Below are 18204 nucleotides of genomic sequence, written 5' to 3'. Positions count from 1 at the left end.
ACCAGGCCAACCGACATGCCCGCCTGGCCCAGCCTGGCCGCCAGGGCCGCGCCCACCATGCCGCCACCAACAATGACAATCTCGTGATCCCACTGCATGAGAGGCTCCTTAATCCGCTATCGAGGGCACATTGCATGTGCTTATATTGTCCTACAGTATCGTTGACTTGTCGCAGTATTGCCTAGGGTGATCCATTGACGCAGGCCGTGGAAAGTGTCGAAAAACGTGAGAGCAGCCAAGTGGCCGGGGAAGCACTGGCCGCCTTTATCAAGCGCTACCCCAAGCTCTGGGTGATTACCGGGGCGGGCGTCAGCACCGACAGCGGAATCCCCGATTACCGCGATGCCGATGGCCAGTGGAAGCGCCCGCCGCCGGTGCAGCACGGCGATTTCATGAGTTCCTTCGCCGTTCGCCAGCGCTACTGGGCGCGAGCGCTGGTAGGCTTCAAGGCCATGCGTGAAGCCCAGGTGAGCGGCGCGCATCGGGCGTTGGCGAAGCTCGAGGCCATGGGCCATGTGGAGCTTCTCGTCACGCAAAACGTTGACCGGCTGCACCAGCGGGCGGGCTCGAAAAAGGTGATCGATCTGCACGGCAGGGCAGACGTGGTGGCCTGCATGGCCTGTGGCTACCAGATGATGCGCCACGCCATGCACAGTGAAATGGCCCGCATGAACCCCGCCTTCGCCGCGCTGGAGGCCCGCCACGCGCCGGACGGCGATGCGGATCTGGAAACCGATTTCTCCACCTTCGAGGTGCTGGACTGCCCGCGCTGCCGGGGCATCCTCAAACCGCAGGTGGTCTACTACGGCGATGTGGTGCCTCCGGCGCGGCGCCTGGCGGCTCAGGAGGCGCTGCAACGTGCCGACGCGGTGCTGGCAGTGGGTACGTCGTTGATGGTCTATTCCGGCTACCGGTTCTGTCGCGATGCCCACGCCATGGGCTTGCCCGTGGCCTCGCTGTCGTTGGGCGTGACCCGCGCCGATGCATTGCTGACCCACCAGTGGCGCGCACCGCTGACGCCGGCATTGGAGCAGGCAGTGGCCTGCTTGCAGCAGGGGTAACACGTGGGCGCCCATGGATTGCCACGCTCACCATGGGGCAAGGCATCGTGCGCCAGGTGATCGCCCATTACTTGAGTAAGTCAGCCGCGCATCCTACGTATCGACGCGAAGCGTGATGCGCTAGTTAAGCGGCGAGCCTTGGCGAACGTCAAGGCAAATGCTGGATAAATATCAGGTAATGGCTTAGGCTTTTTCCATGACTCGAACCATGATTCGCACGGACAAGTGGCCACTACAAGCCACGACGCAGCAGCGACACCTGATGCGTTTGACGCTGGCGGAGTATCGCCAGTTCTGCCGTGCGTTGTCGGTGGTGGTCCTGGCCAACTGGCCGTCGCTGCAGCAGGCCCCTAGCTTTGCCGCTGCCGTGGAGCGGCTGATGCACCCGACCAAGAAGAACCCCTCGCCTCGCCACCACTACTTCGTGAAGCGTTTCTACAAGTTCCCGTCCTACCTGCGCCGAGCCGCCATCGAGTTCGTCAAGGGCCAGGTATCGAGCTACCTGACCCGCTATTGGGCCTGGCAGTCGGGAGATCGCCAGCGGAAACATGCCCAGCCACCGCGTTTCAACCCCGTGGCCGGCTGCTATCCGGCGATGTATCGCGGGCAGTTGGTCAAGTTCGATGCCGACTTCACCACCGCCAGCCTGAAGCTGTGGGATGGCAAGGAGTGGCTGTGGCATAACGTGGCGATCAAGGCGGTACGTCAGCGCCATCTTCTCGGCACTGTGAAGTCGCCCACCCTGGTGCTCAATCGACACTGCCACCTGGCGGTGCCGGTGGCGTTGGCGCCTCAATCCCTCCCTGACCAGCAGCGCGTATGCGCCGTGGACGTGGGGATCAATACGCTGGCCACGGTCAGCATCGTGACACCGGACGGCACTGTCGCAGCGCGTGGATTCTTCCACCCCGCCGCGGACATAGACCGTCGCGACAAGCGCGCCACGCTGATTCGCCGCAAGGCGCGCAAGACCGCCAGGCTCTCGAAAGGGTTCGGGCGGACGTGGTACCGCAAGGCCCAGCACATCAACGAGCAGATTGCCCAGCAGACCTCCCGTCGACTGGTCGACTTCGCACTGGCACAGGGCGCCGATGTGATCGTGCTGGAGGACCTGAAGGGGTGGCGGCCCAAAGCCGGCAAGAAACGGTCGGGGCTTCGCCAGCGCTTCCATCAGTGGCTACATCGCCGGCTGACCACGCTGATCGAGCAGAAAATGGCCGAGGCGGGTGGTCGGGTTGTCTACGTCTATGCCCGGGGCACGTCTTCCTGGGCTTTCGATGGCTCGGGTCGCGTCAAGCGGGACAAGGCACAGCACGAACTGGCTATCTTTCCGAACGGCAAGCAGTACAACGCCGACCTCAACGCCAGCTACAACATCGGTGCCCGCTATTGGGCCTGGAAACACAAGCTGACCCGCCGCAAGGACGGGCAGTTGTCAGCGGGCAGAAGCTCCCCTGGCAAACCGAGAACACCGGTCACGCTCTCAACGCTCTGGCGGCGAGAGCCTGAAGCCCCGCATCAATGCGTCGCATGATGCGTGGGAGTGTTCACTAAGCTGCTAGGGTATTCTGTAGGCCATTCATTGAACAGCGGAGTTGCCCGTGCTGACTTTCGAACACCAGTTCGCCACCTTGCCAGAACCGCTCTGGGCGGCCTGCCAGCCCACGCCCGTGGCGCAACCCACCCTGATCGCATTCAACGAACCCTTGGCCGTGGCGCTAGGCATGCAAACGCGGCCCGACGATGCCACGCTGGCCCAATGGTTCAGCGGTAACCGGCTACCGCCAGGGGCCGAGCCTAGAGCGCTGGGCTATGCCGGGCATCAGTTCGGTAATTTCGTGCCTCAGTTGGGCGATGGTCGGGCGCTGCTGCTGGGGGAGGTGGTGGATCAGCAGGGCCAGCGGCAGGACGTGCAGCTCAAGGGCAGTGGTCGCACGCCGTTTTCACGGGGCGGGGATGGGCGCTCGCCGCTTGGCCCAGTGCTGCGGGAATATCTGGTGAGCGAGTTCATGGCCGCCGTGGGCGTGCCCACCACTCGGGCGCTGGCGGCCGTGACCACGGGGGAGCGCGTGGTACGCCAGATGGCCGAGCCGGGGGGCCATCCTGACCCGTGTGGCTCGCAGCCATATCCGCGTGGGCACCTTCCAGTTTGCTGCCGTGCGTCGCGATGAAGCGGTGCTGAAAGCGCTGGCCGACCATGTGATTGCTCGCCACTACCCAGAAACGGCCAATGCTGACGATCCGTACCTTGCCCTGCTGGAAGCCGTTACCGCCCGCCAGGCGGCACTGGTGGCACGCTGGATGAGCCTGGGCTTTATTCATGGTGTGATGAACACCGACAACTGTAGCATTGCTGGCGACACCATCGATTACGGCCCCTGCGCCTTCATGGAGCAGTTCGACCCGCAAAAGGTCTTCAGCTCCATCGATCAGGGTGGGCGCTACGCCTTCAATAATCAGCCGGGCATCGCCCAGTGGAACCTGGCCCGCTTTGCCGAAACCCTGCTGCCGCTGATGCGGGAAGAGGGCGAGGCCGTTGTAGAGCAGGCCACCGAGGTGCTTCGCGGCTTTACCGCTCGTTTTGGCGCCGAGCAGCGCCGCCTGCATGCCGACAAGCTGGGCCTTGCTCCGGAAAGCGATCACGCCGTGGCGCTGATGGAAGCACTGGAAACCCAGATGCATCAGGGCCGCATGGACATGACCGCGACGTTCGACGCGCTGACGCACTATGCCAAAACGCTGGGTGCCCAAGCCTTGAGCGCGGACACGCCAGCCCACTCCCAAAAAGAGGCGTTGCTGGCGCTGACCACTCAGCCAGATGGCTTTGCCGCTTGGCTGGCCGACTGGGAGAACGCCCAGCAAGCCAGCCAGCAGAGTGAACGCCTGGAAGCCATGCGCCGCGCCAACCCAGTGGTGATTCCCCGTAACCACCGCATTCAAGCAGTGATCGACGCGGCAACAGAAGGTGATTTCGAGCCTTTCCACACGCTGCTCGCGGCGGTCACTCAGCCCTTCGATGAATCGGAAACCGCGCGCCAACTGGCCGCCCCTGCCACGGCCAGTGAGCAGGTGCTGCGCACTTTTTGTGGTACGTGACGGCGGCACACTCTGTGATAAACTGTGCTTTTTTACAGGTAAGGGCGGAGGCAAGGTCGGCCTGTGCGCAAAATCATTCACTGCGACTGTGACTGCTTCTATGCGGCGGTCGAGATGCGCGACAACCCCGCGCTGGCGGAGATTCCCATTGCCATTGGCGGCAGTGTGGCGCAGCGCGGGGTGGTGGCCACCTGTAACTATCCTGCCCGCGCGTTTGGCATCCACTCCGCCATGCCCATGGCCCAGGCGCTCAAACGCTGCCCCCACCTCACGGTGATTCGTGGCGATATGGCAAAGTACAAGGCCGTGGCACGCCAGGTGTTTGCCATCTACCGCGATGTCACCGAACTGATCGAGCCGCTCTCGCTGGACGAAGCCTTTCTGGACGTCTCGGACGTCACCCAGTATCACGGCAGCGCCACCCGCATGGCAGAAGCCATTCGCCAGCGGGTGAAAGAGCAAGTCGGCATTACCGTGTCGGCGGGGGTGGCACCCAACAAGTTTCTCGCCAAGATCGCCAGCGACTGGCGCAAGCCCGATGGGCTGTTTGTCATCACGCCAGACGATATCGATGCCTTTGTGCAGCAGCTCCCGGTGAAAAAGATTCATGGCGTGGGGCCGCGCACCGCTGAAAAGCTGGCCGAACTGGGGATTCAAACGGGGGCGGATCTGCGCGCCCGACCGCTGACCGAGCTGGTGGAGCGCTTTGGTCGCTTCGGCCATCGGCTGCACGAGCTTAGCCACGGGCGAGATGAGCGACCGGTCAAGACCCACCGCGAGCGCAAGTCGATCAGTACCGAACAAACCTACTCTCGGGACTTGCCGACCCTCGACGCCTGCCGCCATGAGCTGCCTGAGCTGATCAGCGACCTGGAGCGCCGCTACGCACGCCTCGATCCGGCCCCCGCCGTGCGCGGGCTGATGGTGAAGGTGAAGTTCAACGACTTCACTCAAACCACCGTCGAACACGCCGACCCGGCGCCCGATCTGGAGCAGTTCGAAACCTTGCTGAACGTGGGCTGGGCCAGAGGTGAGCGCCCCGTGCGCCTGCTGGGGGTGGGGTATCGGTTGGCGGAAGAGACGGCTGCCCAGCAGCTCTCGCTGTTTTAATTAGCAGGTTAACCCTTGGGTGGATTGACGGGTACTCGGGCTCGCGTTAAAACAGTCGTATGATAGGGTTCATGTGACAGCCCTTACGTGATCGCCCCCGAACCACCAGATGACCCGCGAGCCCGCCATGCCTGCCGATGCCACCCAACGCCCCCGCTTAGTGTTTGCCCATGCCAACGGCTTTCCCGGCTTGAGTTACCGCAGCCTGTTAGACCCGCTGGCGGAATCGTTCGATGTTCACCCGCTGGACCGTTTGGGCCACCACCCGGATTACCCGGTGAACCACAACTGGGGCAACCTGGTAGAGGAACTGTTGAGCTACCTGCCCGACACCGATGCACCGCTCTTGGGGGTGGGGCATTCACTGGGCGGCACGCTGATGGCCATGGCTGCCGACAAGCAGCCGGAGCGTTTTCGCGGTGTGATCATGCTCGACCCGCCGCTGATGCTGGGGCCGGATGCCTGGGCCATGAAAGCGGCCAAGCGCTTTGGGTTCATTGACCGTATCACCCCCGCGGGTAAAACCAAGGGGCGGCGCACGGTGTGGCCCAGCCGTGAGGCCATGGCGACCTCGCTGCGGCGGCGAGGGCTGTTTCGTCGCTTTACCCCCGAGGCACTCAACGACTACATTGAAGCAGGCACACGGCTGCTGGACGATGGCGGTGCCGAGCTGACCTTCGACCCGCGCATCGAGCTGGAAATTTTCCGCCACCTGCCGGATCACCTCTCCGGCTTGCCCCAACGGGTAGGCGTACCCGTTCAGCTAGTGGCCGGGCTGGAGTCGCACTTGATGACGCCATCGCGGGTCAAGCGCATCGCCCGCCGGGGGTTGCCGGTCAGTACGGTGCCGGGCACCCACATGTTCCCCATGGAGCACCCGGAGGAGACCCGCTCGGCGATCCTGGCCGCGTGGCAGCAGTTTCAAACAGCGTCGTCATAGGGCGCTCAAGGAGTCGATATGTACCTTTCCGTACAGCTGAGCTACTACCCGCTGGCCGATGATTTCAAGCCCGTGGTGAAAGAAGTGGTCAAACGCCTGGAGGCCACCGGGCTGGAGGTTCATCCTAACCGCATGAGTACCCAGCTATTCGGTGAGTTCGATGAGGTGATGGCGGCACTCGGCGAGGTGATGAAGTGGTCGTTCGAGACCCACGGCAAAGCCGTGTTTACCGCCAACTTTTTGGAAGGTGATCGGCGGCCCCGGTAACGCTCCTCAACTGCGTGGGGATGAGAGTTTAGATCAGCGATTCCAGGCAGGACTCGATGATGTCCAGGCCTTCGTTCAGCACGTCGTCTTCGATGGTGACGGGCATCAGGAAGCGGATGGTGTTGCCGTACATGCCGCAGGAGAGCAGGATCAGACCCTCTTCACGGGCTTTTTTGCACAGCGCTGCTGCCAGCTCCGGGTCCGGGGTGCGGTCGGTCTTGTTGTTCACCAGTTCGAAGGCGGCCATGGCACCCATGTTACGCACGTGGTCGATACAATCGAACTTGCCCTGCCACTCGTTGAAGCGTGCTGCCAGCTTCTCGCCCAGTGCCTGACTCTTCTCGAGGATGTTCTCCTCTTCGAAGATTTCCATGACGGCCAGCGCAGCCGCACAGGCAGTGGGGCTGCCGGTGTAGGTGCCGCCCAGGGAGTTGGGGCCAGAGGCGTCCATCACCTTGTCGGTACCGACGATGGCCGAGATTGGCATGCCGTCGGCCATGCTCTTGGCCATGGTCATCATGTCCGGCTCGACGCCGCTGTGCTCGATGGCGAACATCTTGCCGGTGCGGCCAAAGCCCGACTGCACTTCGTCGATGATCATCAGCATGCCGTGCTCATCGCAAATTTCGCGAATCTTCTTCAGGAAGCTGGTCGGTGCGGGGTAGAAGCCGCCTTCACCCAGCACCGGCTCCAGAATGATCGCGGCAGTGTCTTTAGGGTTGGCGTCGGTTTTCAGCGTCATCTTCAGGCCGCGGATGGCCTCGTCTTCGCTGACGCCGTGGTAGGGCACCGGGTAGGGCGCGCGGAATACGGTGCCAGGCATCGGGCCGAAATCGGTCTGGTAGGGCGCGACCTTGCCGTTCATGGCCATGGTGTAGAAGGTACGGCCATGGTAGCCGCCATCGAAGCAGATCACGTTGGAGCGGCCAGTGGCGGCGCGGGCGATCTTCACCGCGTTTTCCAGCGCTTCGGCACCGGAGTTGGCCAGCATCACCTTGGCGTGGCCGCGTACGGGCACGAGATGGCTGAGCTTTTCGGCGACCTTGACGTAGCCTTCATAGGGCATGACCGTTTGGCAGGTGTGCATGACCTTATCTAGCTGGGCTTTTACCGCCGCGACGACCTTCGGGTGGCGATGCCCCACGTTCAACACGCCGATACCGCCCGCGAAGTCGATGAAGCGGTTGCCGTCGGCGTCCCAGATCTCAGCGTTTTCGGCGCGGTCCGCAAAGGCGGTGGCGGGGCTTGCTGCACCTGCCGCGACGTATTTCTGCTTTAGTTCGTTTAGCTCGGCATTGCTCATGGCTCAACTCCTTTGGGTTGGGGTGTGCTTGTCAGCATCTTGTAAGCATAGTGTGCATCTCAGCATAGTGTTCATTAGATCACACAGATGACGATGCGATGACGACGCGGTTGCGCCCTGCCTGCTTGGCCTGGTACATGGCCTTGTCGGCACGGTCCAGCATCCGAGTGCTGGAGCCTTTACTGTAACATGCGATGCCTGCCGACAACGTGACGGTCAATTGATGCTCGGTGTAGGAGATTTGCGCAACTTCCTGCCGGATGCGCTCCATGGCCGTTTGGGCGCCTTCAGCAGCGACCTCCGGCATGATGATCAAGAACTCTTCGCCACCCAAACGTATTTGAAAATCCGTGTTGCGCAGCTGTTGGTCGACCACCCGTGTCAGCTCCTGGAGCACGCCGTCGCCGGCGCCATGCCCATAGGTATCGTTGATCTGCTTGAAGTCGTCCAGGTCGAAAAGCGCAATGCTCAGCGGGTTGCCGTAGCGCTGGCAGCGCTCGATGGCCTCATCCAGTTTGGCAAGCCCTTGGCGACGGTTGAGCAGGCCGGTCAGCTCATCGTGGTGCGCCAGATATTTTAGGCGCTCGTTGGCTTGCTTCAAGCGCTCTTCCAGCCGCTTGCGCTGGGTGATATCGACGATGAACGTGACCTTGCGGGCCAGCCCATCATCGCCCTCTATGCGGGCGGCTTCGGCGATGATGGTGCGTACTTCGCCGTTCTTGCAGCGCACTTCCCACTCCTGGCGCAGCTCGTGAGTGTCGTTGCCCTGGATGAACACATCGTGCAGCTGGCTGATTTGCTGTCGATACGCTTCGGGCACCACGATGGTGAAGTGCTGGCCGATCAACTCTTCCTCTTGATAGCCGTAAAACTGGCAGTAGGCAGGGTTGACCATTTCGAAATGACCATGGGGGTCGGTGATACAGATGCCCAAGGGTGCGGTCTTGATAACGTTCTCCGTATTGCGCTTTGAGCGGTGTATCAGTTGATACAGATAATCGGTGCCGATTGCGTTCATTCAGCGCTCCATGCCTGACGATATCTCATGACGTAGTGCTTCCAGCATAGGCGTTAGTTCCGTTGCCAGCTCGCCAATTCGGGGTTTGGCATAAAAGAAGCCTTGCTGCCGAGTGATGCCAGCCCGGGCAAGCCACAGCGCTTCCTGGCGCGTTTCCACGCCTTCGGCAATCAGCGTCATGTCCAGTTCCCTGGCCAGCAGGATGATCGCATTGAGCAGGGCCTGACGACGTGGGTGCTGATCACAGTGCATGACCAGTTCGCGGTCGATCTTGAGTTTGTCCGGTGCCAAAACAGTCAACAGGTCCAGGTTGGCGTAGCCGTTGCCAAAGTCGTCCAGGGCTGTCTTGAATCCCATGCTGCGGTAAGCATCGATGATGTTGCACAAGTGTTGGCGGTCGCGTACCCGCTCGGTTTCGGTGATCTCGAAGATCAGTTTGTCGGTGGGCCAGCCCACCCGTTGAGATACCTCCAGCGTGGCTTGAATGCAGGCCTCGGGTTCATATACGGCGTTGGGCAGGAAGTTGATGGAGAGGTCGGTCTCCATGCCAAGTTCGCTGGCCAGTTCGATGGCACGAACCCGGCACGCCTGATCGAAGCGATACAACAGGTCATCGGTCACCTGGGACAGGATGCTCCATGCCGATTCACCATTCGGGCCGCGCACCAGTGCTTCATGGGTTACCACGCGGGCCTTTGAAAGCTCGACGATGGGTTGGAAGGCCATGGTGAACTCAAAGGGCAGCTCGCCCTCACAGCGTTTACACACTCCGCTCACTCGCGCACAGTTAGCCATGCCGTTACCCCATGTCGTCTTTTATTCGGCCGACGGGTCACGTCGCCTGGATTGGAAATCGTCGCAAAGCACGTGCTCGGGTTGGCCACGAGCTGCCAAGAGATAAGCTTAGTCTAGCGATAACGACACTGTCTGTATAGGTTTTGTATAGAGTGGTGATGGCAGGCAAAAAAAACGCCCGGCTGGGCGTTTCAAGGGGTACTACATCGACATAGGTTCATAGTTAAAGTGGGTAATAGTTAAAGTGGGTCATATTCGGAAGAGAACAATTAGATGATGCCTGCCGCGCGAAGCGCCGCGCGCTGCTCGTCACTGATGCCAATGGCATCCAGCACGCTATCGGTGTGCTCGCCCAGGGTCGGGGGAGCGCTCTGGGCACTCAGTGACTGCCCGTTGATACGAATCGGGTTGGCGACGAGATTGACCTCGCCTGCCTGGGCATGGGGCAGCGTCTGCTTGAGCCCGCGTGCCTTGACATGAGGATCGTCAAACACGCGATCAAGGGTATTGATAGGCCCGCAGGGCACACCGACCGCTTCGCAGGCTGCCAGCCAGCTATCGGTAGGCTGTGCTGCCAGGGCGAGCGCCAGGATCGGCACCAGCGCTTCGCGATGCTGTACACGACTGCCGTTGGTGGCAAAGCGTTCGTCTTGTGCCAGCTGCGGCTGGTCGATGACCTGGCAGAAGCGCTTGAACTGTTCGTCGTTGCCGACGGCCAGGATCATGTGGCCATCGGCGGTAGCAAACGCCTGATAGGGCACGATGTTCGGGTGCGCATTGCCCAGCCGCTGGGGTACCTGGCCGGAGGTCAGGTAATTGAGTGCCTGGTTGGCCAGCACACCTACCTGTACGTCCATGAGCGCCAGGTCGATATGGCAGCCTTCGCCACTGTCGCGGCGCTGGTATAGCGCTGCCAGCACCGCATTGGCGGCATACAGGCCCGTGAAAATGTCAGTGATGGCGACCCCCACCTTGACCGGGCCGCCACCGGGTTCACCGTCGGGTTGGCCGGTCAGGCTCATGAGGCCGCCCATGGCCTGGATCATGAAATCGTAGCCCGCTCGATGGGCGTAGGGGCTCTCCTGGCCAAAGCCCGTAATGGAGCAGTAGACCAGGCCAGGATTGAGTGCTTTCAGGCTCGCGTAGTCCAGGCCGTATTTTTTCAGCCCGCCGACCTTGAAGTTTTCCAGCACCACGTCCGATTGGGCCGCCAACTGCTTGATCAGTGCCTGGCCTTCGGGCTTGGCCATATCGACCGTCACCGAGCGTTTTCCGCGATTGGCGCACAGGTAGTAGGCCGACTCGTTGCTGCCGGAGAGCCAAGGTGGCCCCCAGTGGCGCGTGTCATCGCCGCTTTGGGGGCGCTCTACCTTGATCACCTCGGCACCCATGTCGGCCAGCATCTGCCCGCACCAGGGGCCTGCCAGTACGCGAGAGATGTCGAGTACCTTGATGCCTGCCAGGGGCTTTGCGGCTGTGCTCATGGGGTGCCTCGCTGAGTGATGACGACGTTAGAAGAACGACTGAATGCCGGTTTGTGCGCGGCCCAGAATCAGGGCGTGCACATCGTGGGTACCTTCGTAGGTATTCACGGACTCCAGGTTCACCATGTGGCGGATCACGCCGTACTCGTCGGAGACGCCATTGCCACCGTGCATGTCGCGCGCCACCCGGGCGATGTCCAGCGCTTTGCCACAGTTGTTGCGCTTGATCAGCGAGATCATTTCCGGCGCCCAGTTACCGCTGTCCATCAGGCGACCCACCTGCAGGGCGGCTTGCAGCCCCAGGGTGATCTCCGTCTGCATGTCGGCCAACTTCTTCTGGATGAGCTGGTTGGCGGCCAGCGGGCGGCCAAACTGCTTGCGGTCCAGGGTGTACTGACGGGCAGCGTGCCAGCAGAACTCAGCGGTGCCCATCACGCCCCAGGCGATGCCGTAGCGTGCCTTGTTCAAACAGCCGAAAGGACCTTTCAGACCGCTAACGTTGGGCAGCAGGTTCTCTTCAGGCACGAAAGCGTTGTCGAGGACGATTTCGCCGGTGATCGATGCACGCAGAGAGACCTTGCCTTCGATTTTCGGGGTGGAGAAGCCTTCGGTGCCACGCTCGACGATGAAGCCTTTGATCTGATTATCGTGGGCAGCGGACTTGGCCCAGACCACCGCGATATCGGCAATCGGACTGTTGGTGATCCACATCTTCGCCCCGGTCAGGCGGTAGCCGCCATCGACTTTTTCTGCACGGGTGATCATGGAGCCCGGGTCGGAGCCATGGTCGGGTTCGGTCAGGCCGAAGCAGCCCACCATCTCGCCACTGGCCAGCTTGGGCAGGTATTTGTGTTTCTGCTCTTCGGAGCCATACGCTTCGATGGGGTGCATCACCAGCGATGACTGCACGCTCATGGCCGAGCGGTAGCCGGAATCGACACGCTCCACTTCACGGGCGATAAGGCCATAAGCCACGTGGTTGACGCCCGCGCCGCCGTATTCCGGGGAAACGGTGGCGCCCAACAGGCCCAGCTCGCCCATCTCGGACATGATGTCACGATCGAAATGCTCTTCGCGGAAAGCGCTCAGCACACGTGGCTGCAGGTTTTCCTGGCAGTAGTCGCGAGCGGCGTCACGAATCTGGCGCTCTTCATCGGTGAGCTGGTGTTCGAGAAGCAGCGGGTCGTCCCAGTTGAAGCGTGTCATGGCGTTGAACTCCGAAAGATGATCTTGTTGAGCTCAATGTATCGCCGTTATTTAAAAATATCTACATTTTTTTAAAACGCAGAATTTAATCGCCCGGCATTCAATCGATGCCGCGGGCTTGCAGTACCCGTGTAATGATAGGCACTGGGGTCATCAGGTGGTCGCGCATCAGATCGGCCGCCTGCTCGGTGTTGCGGGCGAGAATGACGTCGACCAGCGCCGCGTGTTCCTGGCGCTTGATGTCCAGCGCCTGGGGCGACATGACGGTCTCTTGCAGCCACAGGTGGCGATAGCGCTCTACCTGATCGAACAGGGTGTTGCGCATCTGCAGCAGATGGGGGGAGTTGCAGCCGCTGGCAATGGCGGTATGGAACGCCTTGTGGCGTAAATCCCAGCCGTCCAGCAGTTCGTCGGGGGAGCTGACGTCGGTGACTTTGGCCAGGCGGTGCGCCGTGGCCAGCACGTTGGCTTCCCAGTCGTCGTCGCCACGTTCGATGGCGAGGCGCAAAATCAGCCCTTCCAACTGAGCGCGAGCGTCGTAGATATCGTTCAGTTCGGCCAGCGACATGGCCGCCACCCGGTAGCCCCGTTGGCTGATGGCCACGACCAGTCGGTCGGCGACCAACTGTGACAGCGCTTCACGCAGGGGGCCGGTGCTCACGCCGTAATACTCTTTCAAACGGCTCATCAAGAGCTTCTCTTCGGGGGCATAGCGGCCACGAATGATGTCCTGCTTGAGCGCGTGGTAAGCGCTAATCGCCAGGTTCTGGCGCGGTGCATCGTGCTCCATGGGGACTCCTTGGATCAGTGTGGCTTAGACCAATGTAGGGGCGTGGCGGTCAACGTAGAATAACGGCTATTATCAATAAATTTTGAAAATTTGGCACAGGTAACGACATTCATGTGGGATTTCATCATTGTCGGCGGCGGCATACTGGGTTTTTCCACCGCCATGCAGCTGCAACAGACCTACCCGGACAAACGCTTGCTGGTGTTGGAAAAGGAAGCAGGCCCCGCTCAGCATCAAACCGGCCATAACAGCGGCGTGATTCATGCCGGGGTGTATTACACGCCAGGAAGCCTGAAAGCGAAGTTTTGCCTGGAGGGTAACCGTGCGACCCGCGAGTTCTGTGACCAGCATGGCGTGGGTTACGACATCTGCGGCAAGCTGCTGGTGGCCACCAACCCGCTGGAAAAGCAGCGTATGGAAGCGCTCTGGGAGCGCACGGCGGCCAACGGTCTGGAGCGGGAGTGGTTGGAGGCCGCGGCGCTGAAGGAGCGCGAGCCCAACATTACCGGTGTGGCGGGCATTTTCGTGCCTTCCAGCGGCATCGTGAACTATGCCGAAGTCACCCAGGCGATGGCCGCCGAGTTCACCCGGCTGGGCGGCGAGATTCGCTTCGAGCACTGCGTGACGGGCCTTGACGAGCGGGCCGATGAGGTCGTGGTGACCACCGAGCATGAGACCTTCACCAGCCGCTACCTGGTCTCCTGCTCGGGGTTGATGGCCGACAGGGTGATCCGCATGCTGGGCAAGGACCCCGGCTTCACGATTTGCCCCTTCCGTGGCGAATACTACCTGCTTCCCGAGCGCCACAACCGCATCGTCAACCACCTGATCTACCCGATTCCCGACCCTGCCATGCCTTTTTTGGGTGTTCACCTGACCCGCATGATCGACGGGACGGTCACCGTTGGGCCCAATGCGGTGCTGGCGCTCAAGCGCGAAGGGTATCGCAAGCAGGACATGTCGCTACGCGATATGGGGCAGATGTTCAGCCACCCAGGCATCCTGAAAGTGCTGGGCAAGCATCTCAAGCCTGGGCTGGTGGAGATGAAAAACTCGCTCTACAAGCGCGGCTATCTGGAGCTGGTACGCAAGTACTGCCCGAGCCTGACCCTGGAGGATTTGACCCCTTACCCGGCGGGCGTACGCGCTCAGGCGGTCTCCAACGATGGTCGGCTGGTGGATGACTTCCTGTTCGTGAATACTCCGCGCACGGTCAACGTGGGCAACGCGCCATCGCCTGCGGCGACCTCGGCGCTACCCATTGGTGCGCATATCGTGGAGCAGGTGAAAACGTTGTTGGATTAGTATCTAACGCAACTGCCGTGCTAACGTTTAAATACCGTTCTCGACGCCGCTGACGGCGGCGAGAAACTGGCTTCTTACCTCCTTTACGTCAACCATAATCAATAAGTCCAAGCAGGACGGAGGCAATTCCAATGAACAAACTAAAATACACCGTTGCAGCGACCATGTTGGCGGCTGCACTGCCCGCCAGCGCCCAGCAGCTCTCCATTGCGACCGGTGGCACCGGCGGCGTTTACTACCCGATCGGTGGTGGCTTTGCCGAAATGATCAACAACCATATCGATGGCGCTCAGGCGACCGCCGAAGTGACAGGTGCTTCCGTCGAGAACATGGGGCTGATCATGCGCGGTGATGCCGACCTGGCCTTGGTGCTGGCCGATACCGCCTACCAGGCCTATACCGGCACGGGTGATTTTGAAGGTCGTCAGATCGAGAATACCCGTGCGCTGGCCTCGGTCTACCCGAACGCGGTACAGCTCGTGACCCTAGCCGATTCCGACATTCACAGCATTGCGGACCTGGCGGGCAAGCGTGTTTCCGTCGGTGCGCCGGGCAGTGGTACCGAGCTGAACGCGCGTGCCCTGCTGGAAGCCAACGGCGTCAGCTACAGCGACTTCACTCCCCAGCGCCTGAACTTCAACGAAACCGCCGATGCCATCCGTGATGGCGATATCGACGCCGGTTTCTGGAGCGTTGGTCCGCCCACCAGCTCGATTCTCAACCTTGCTGCCACGCGCGACATTCGCCTGATCGGCCTGTCCGACGAAGAGATTGCCAACGCCCAGGAAGTGGAAGCGGTGTTCGCCCCTTATGAACTGGCCGCGGGCATGTACGACGGCATGGACGAAGCGGTCCAGACCATTGGTATTCCTAACGTACTGGTCGTCAACGCCGATTTGGACGAAGAGCTGGCCTACCAACTGACCCACCTGCTGTTCGAAAACATCGATGAATTGATCGCCGTTCACCCGGCCGCCAATGACACTACCGTCGAGTTCACCATGGGCTCTACGCCGGTGCCGCTGCATCCGGGTGCTATCCGTTACTTCGAAGAAGTCGGTGCGGATATCCCTGACAACCTGCGCCCCTAATCGCGTAGTCGCTATGCGGTGGTGTTTTCCACTGGTGGCGCTTTTCACGATGAGCGGCATGTGCGCCGAAGCGGGGGCTGCCCCTGCTTCGGCGTCGCAGCGTCTGGTCGTCACGACGGAAGAGCATCAGGCGCTGCTGAATGTCGCGGCACCCAGCGGTAGCCGCTGGTGCATCCAGTGGCAGCACTCGGTGAAGCATTTCAGGGTCCTGGACTGCTACCGCAATGCGGCAGGAACGCTGCAGCTGGAGCGTAGCCATCAGCCGGATTTTGCCGCTGGGCTCGGGCATGTCCTTGGACGTGGCGAGCAAGTGTCGGATGGGGAGGGTGGCTACTGGATCAATGAGATTAACGAATCGGTGCCCAATAACCGCTACGCGCTACGGGTGGGGGCTCTCGCGGTAAACCATCAGGTGGTCTGGCCCGATGGTGAGCATGCCGTGTGCAGCTTGAGCGAGCGGGTGGCCGGGCAGCGTGTCACGATTCAACTGATGGAGGCTCGCGACGTTTTACCCCATGACGATATCTGTCAATGACAGCCTGATGCCAAGCACATCATATAAAGCCGGGTGTACCACGCCTGGCGCTATTACATAACGTATAAGTTTGCTAACGCTTCCGAGGACTTCATGAACGAATCCACTCCACCGCCGGTCATCATGCCGGGCGGGAATGCGATTCAACCCCGCATCGTGCTGTGGTGTATCACCATTGTTGCCGTGGGGCTTTCGTTATTCCAACTCTATTCTGCGGGCATTCAACCCCTGGGTCTCTTCTATCAGCGCAGTATCCACCTTGCGCTGATCATGCTGTTGGCGTTTCTGATGTTTCCTGCCTTTGGCCCTCACCGTAAACGCGGTGTGCTGGGCTGGGGGATCGATTTTATCTTTTTTGCCGGGGCGCTGATCACCGGGGGGTATCTGGTGCTCAACCTGGACGCCATTTTCAGCCGCGCCGGGTTCTGGAACGAGACGGACATTCTGGTGGCCTGTATTGCCACGGTGACCGTACTGGAAGCCAGTCGCCGTGCGGTGGGCCTGGGCATGACGATCATTGGCCTTCTGGCGATCATCTATGCCTTTGCCGGGCCAAGGGGCGAGCTGCCTTGGCTGGGCGAGTGGATGCCCGGCATTCTGGCCCACCGTGGCTACAGCCTCGACCGCGTGGCGGGCCAGCTTTATCTGGGGCAGGAAGGTATCTTCGGCCTACCGCTGGGCGTGGCGGCGACCTATATCTTCATTTTCGTCCTGTTTGGCGCGTTCCTGGAAAGCACGGGGGCGGGCAAGTTTTTCATCGATATGGCGTACGCAGCCACGGGCAGGCAGCGTGGTGGCCCGGCGAAGGCGGCGGTGCTGGCATCTGCGGGCATGGGGTCGATTTCTGGCAGTGCCATCGCCAACGTGGTGACCACCGGAGCGTTCACCATTCCGCTGATGAAAAAGCTGGGCTATAAGCCGAAGCAGGCGGGCGGCATCGAGGCGGCGGCCTCTACCGGTGGGCAGATCATGCCGCCGCTGATGGGGGCCGGGGCGTTCCTGATTGCCGAGTACACCAATACGCCGTACCTGGAAATCGTCAAGATCAGTATTCTGCCGGCCATCATGTACTTTGCCACGGTGTATCTCTTTGTCCACATCATCGCCTTGAAGCAAGGCATGCAGGGCATGCCCAAGAGCGAGCTGCCGCAGATGCGCCAGGTAATGAAGGATGGCTGGCATTTCCTGCTGCCGCTGGCGGTGCTGGTATGGCTGCTGGCCATGAGCATGTCGCCCATGCGAGTGGGCTACTACGCGGTGGTGACCATGATTGCCGTGGCGGTGATTCGCTACGCGCTGTGGTACTTCTTCGTGGCCCCCAAACAGGGCCAGCCCGTGACCCTGGAGCGCACCAGGGGCGTGCTGTGGGCAGGGTTGGTGAAGCTTGTGCAAGGGCTGGAGCTGGGCGCGCGCAATGCCGTGGCGGTTTCCATGGCCTGTGCCGTGGCGGGCATCATCGTAGGTGTCGTAGGGCTGACCGGCCTGGGGCTCAAGTTCTCCTCCATGATGCTGGCCTTCTCTGGCGGTAACCTGGTGCTGGCGCTGGTGATGGTCCTGCTGGCGAGCTTGATTCTGGGCATGGGGCTGCCCGTAACGGCCAGCTATATCGTGCTGATCGTACTGGTCGGTCCGGCCTTGACCGCCGAGTTCGGCGTGCCGCTGCTGATCGCTCACCTGGTGGTGTTCTGGTACTCCCAGGACTCCAACGTGACGCCTCCCATCGCCCTGGCAGGCTTTGCCGGGGCAGCGATTGCGGGCAGTAAACCCATGGAGACCGGCGTGCAGGCGTGGAAGTTTGCCAAGGGCCTCTACCTGATTCCGCTGTTCATGGTGTTCAACCCGGAAATCATCGTGGGTGGCCCGGTGCCGGTGGTGATCTGGAACGGGGTCATTGCCATCCTGGCGCTGGGGGCGTTTGCCGCTTCGCTGGAGGGCTATCTGTTTACGCGCATGTCATGGCTGCCGCGTCTGGCCATTGGTGGCGCGATCTTCGCGGTGTTCTACCCCAGCCTGTGGACAGAAGTCGTCGGCGTGGTGGTCATGAGCGTGGTCATCGCAGCCAACTGGCAGGCCAGCCGTCGTGAAGTTCTGAGCGTACCGAGCTAACGGCCATCCCCAAAAGAAAGCCCGGAAACCTTGAGAGGTTCCCGGGCTTTTTCATGCCTGCGGTTCAGGCCAGGCTATTTCGCAGCGCGGCCCTGAC

At 61.3% G+C, this 18204-nt stretch carries 15 protein-coding genes and 1 pseudogene; 10 read left to right on the top strand and 6 right to left on the bottom strand.

Translation table 11 applies throughout. The features are described 5' to 3' along the window. The first annotated feature begins 194 nt into the window (after nt 1-194). The 6 genes and pseudogenes from B7L71_RS05515 (at nt 195) to B7L71_RS05490 (ending at nt 6474) form a co-directional block, all read left to right on the top strand. Nucleotides 195-1061, top strand: coding sequence for an NAD-dependent protein deacetylase (locus B7L71_RS05515; protein ID WP_081136510.1), 867 nt, complete (start codon nt 195-197; stop codon nt 1059-1061). Nucleotides 1062-1257: 196 nt separating this feature from the next. Next, a complete protein-coding gene (locus B7L71_RS05510; RefSeq protein WP_249273182.1) occupies nt 1258-2595 on the top strand; it encodes an IS200/IS605 family accessory protein TnpB-related protein in 1338 nt (445 codons plus the stop codon). Nucleotides 2596-2662: 67 nt separating this feature from the next. Further along, a pseudogene (locus B7L71_RS05505) lies at nt 2663-4157 on the top strand (protein adenylyltransferase SelO). Between the two features lie 63 nt (nt 4158-4220). After that, nucleotides 4221-5267 carry a DNA polymerase IV gene (gene dinB / locus B7L71_RS05500; RefSeq protein ID WP_081136506.1) on the top strand — a complete coding sequence of 349 codons (1047 nt, stop codon included), beginning with the start codon at nt 4221-4223 and terminating at the stop codon, nt 5265-5267. A gap of 127 nt (nt 5268-5394) precedes the next feature. After that, entirely contained in the window at nt 5395-6207 is an 813-nt protein-coding gene (locus tag B7L71_RS05495; protein WP_081136773.1) for an alpha/beta fold hydrolase, read from the top strand. A gap of 18 nt (nt 6208-6225) precedes the next feature. Then, nucleotides 6226-6474, top strand: a complete 249-nt coding sequence (locus B7L71_RS05490; protein WP_081136504.1) for a YkoF family thiamine/hydroxymethylpyrimidine-binding protein — start codon at nt 6226-6228, stop codon at nt 6472-6474. 28 nt (nt 6475-6502) lie between these two features. Here the strand turns inward: B7L71_RS05490 and gabT are convergent, their stop codons facing one another. The 6 genes from gabT to csiR form a co-directional block, all read right to left on the bottom strand. Then, entirely contained in the window at nt 6503-7777 is a 1275-nt protein-coding gene (gene gabT / locus B7L71_RS05485; protein WP_062372298.1) for a 4-aminobutyrate--2-oxoglutarate transaminase, read from the bottom strand. A gap of 79 nt (nt 7778-7856) precedes the next feature. Further along, complete coding sequence (locus B7L71_RS05480) at nt 7857-8795, bottom strand: sensor domain-containing diguanylate cyclase (RefSeq protein ID WP_081136502.1); 939 nt, start codon at nt 8793-8795, stop codon at nt 7857-7859. Further along, nucleotides 8796-9590 carry an EAL domain-containing protein gene (locus B7L71_RS05475; protein ID WP_081136500.1) on the bottom strand — a complete coding sequence of 265 codons (795 nt, stop codon included), beginning with the start codon at nt 9588-9590 and terminating at the stop codon, nt 8796-8798. Between the two features lie 269 nt (nt 9591-9859). Beyond that, complete coding sequence (locus tag B7L71_RS05470; RefSeq protein ID WP_081136498.1) at nt 9860-11074, bottom strand: CaiB/BaiF CoA transferase family protein; 1215 nt, start codon at nt 11072-11074, stop codon at nt 9860-9862. 27 nt (nt 11075-11101) lie between these two features. Further along, on the bottom strand, nt 11102-12280 hold the full coding sequence (locus B7L71_RS05465) for an acyl-CoA dehydrogenase (protein ID WP_081136496.1): 1179 nt from the start codon (nt 12278-12280) through the stop codon (nt 11102-11104). Between the two features lie 100 nt (nt 12281-12380). Beyond that, entirely contained in the window at nt 12381-13070 is a 690-nt protein-coding gene (gene csiR / locus B7L71_RS05460; RefSeq protein ID WP_016914862.1) for a DNA-binding transcriptional regulator CsiR, read from the bottom strand. A gap of 111 nt (nt 13071-13181) precedes the next feature. On the opposite strand from csiR, the gene lhgO reads away from it, so the two are divergent. From lhgO to B7L71_RS05440, 4 genes are all read left to right on the top strand, one after another. Further along, nucleotides 13182-14375 carry an L-2-hydroxyglutarate oxidase gene (gene lhgO, locus B7L71_RS05455; protein WP_081136494.1) on the top strand — a complete coding sequence of 398 codons (1194 nt, stop codon included), beginning with the start codon at nt 13182-13184 and terminating at the stop codon, nt 14373-14375. 131 nt (nt 14376-14506) lie between these two features. Further along, on the top strand, nt 14507-15466 hold the full coding sequence (locus tag B7L71_RS05450; RefSeq protein WP_081136492.1) for a TAXI family TRAP transporter solute-binding subunit: 960 nt from the start codon (nt 14507-14509) through the stop codon (nt 15464-15466). Between the two features lie 13 nt (nt 15467-15479). After that, nucleotides 15480-16001 carry a DUF1850 domain-containing protein gene (locus tag B7L71_RS05445; RefSeq protein WP_081136490.1) on the top strand — a complete coding sequence of 174 codons (522 nt, stop codon included), beginning with the start codon at nt 15480-15482 and terminating at the stop codon, nt 15999-16001. Nucleotides 16002-16094: 93 nt separating this feature from the next. Next, nucleotides 16095-18107, top strand: coding sequence for a TRAP transporter permease (locus B7L71_RS05440; protein WP_081136488.1), 2013 nt, complete (start codon nt 16095-16097; stop codon nt 18105-18107). Nucleotides 18108-18204 lie beyond the last annotated feature (97 nt).

The sequence above is a fragment of the Halomonas sp. BC2 genome (assembly GCF_002078115.1).
GTDB lineage: Bacteria > Pseudomonadota > Gammaproteobacteria > Pseudomonadales > Halomonadaceae > Vreelandella > Vreelandella stevensii.
Note: the sequence above shows the minus strand (reverse complement) of the source record. Positions and strands in the feature narration are given on the sequence as shown.

Coding starts and splice junctions, on each gene's coding strand:
- B7L71_RS05465 (WP_081136496.1), bottom strand. CDS start 12,280: ATGACACGCTTCAACTGGGACGACCCGCTGCTTCTCGAACACCAGCTC.
- B7L71_RS05475 (WP_081136500.1), bottom strand. CDS start 9,590: ATGGCTAACTGTGCGCGAGTGAGCGGAGTGTGTAAACGCTGTGAGGGC.
- B7L71_RS05495 (WP_081136773.1), top strand. CDS start 5,395: ATGCCTGCCGATGCCACCCAACGCCCCCGCTTAGTGTTTGCCCATGCC.
- B7L71_RS05450 (WP_081136492.1), top strand. CDS start 14,507: ATGAACAAACTAAAATACACCGTTGCAGCGACCATGTTGGCGGCTGCA.
- B7L71_RS05470 (WP_081136498.1), bottom strand. CDS start 11,074: ATGAGCACAGCCGCAAAGCCCCTGGCAGGCATCAAGGTACTCGACATC.
- lhgO (WP_081136494.1), top strand. CDS start 13,182: ATGTGGGATTTCATCATTGTCGGCGGCGGCATACTGGGTTTTTCCACC.
- csiR (WP_016914862.1), bottom strand. CDS start 13,070: ATGGAGCACGATGCACCGCGCCAGAACCTGGCGATTAGCGCTTACCAC.
- B7L71_RS05445 (WP_081136490.1), top strand. CDS start 15,480: ATGCGGTGGTGTTTTCCACTGGTGGCGCTTTTCACGATGAGCGGCATG.
- B7L71_RS05510 (WP_249273182.1), top strand. CDS start 1,258: ATGACTCGAACCATGATTCGCACGGACAAGTGGCCACTACAAGCCACG.
- gabT (WP_062372298.1), bottom strand. CDS start 7,777: ATGAGCAATGCCGAGCTAAACGAACTAAAGCAGAAATACGTCGCGGCA.
- B7L71_RS05490 (WP_081136504.1), top strand. CDS start 6,226: ATGTACCTTTCCGTACAGCTGAGCTACTACCCGCTGGCCGATGATTTC.
- B7L71_RS05440 (WP_081136488.1), top strand. CDS start 16,095: ATGAACGAATCCACTCCACCGCCGGTCATCATGCCGGGCGGGAATGCG.
- B7L71_RS05480 (WP_081136502.1), bottom strand. CDS start 8,795: ATGAACGCAATCGGCACCGATTATCTGTATCAACTGATACACCGCTCA.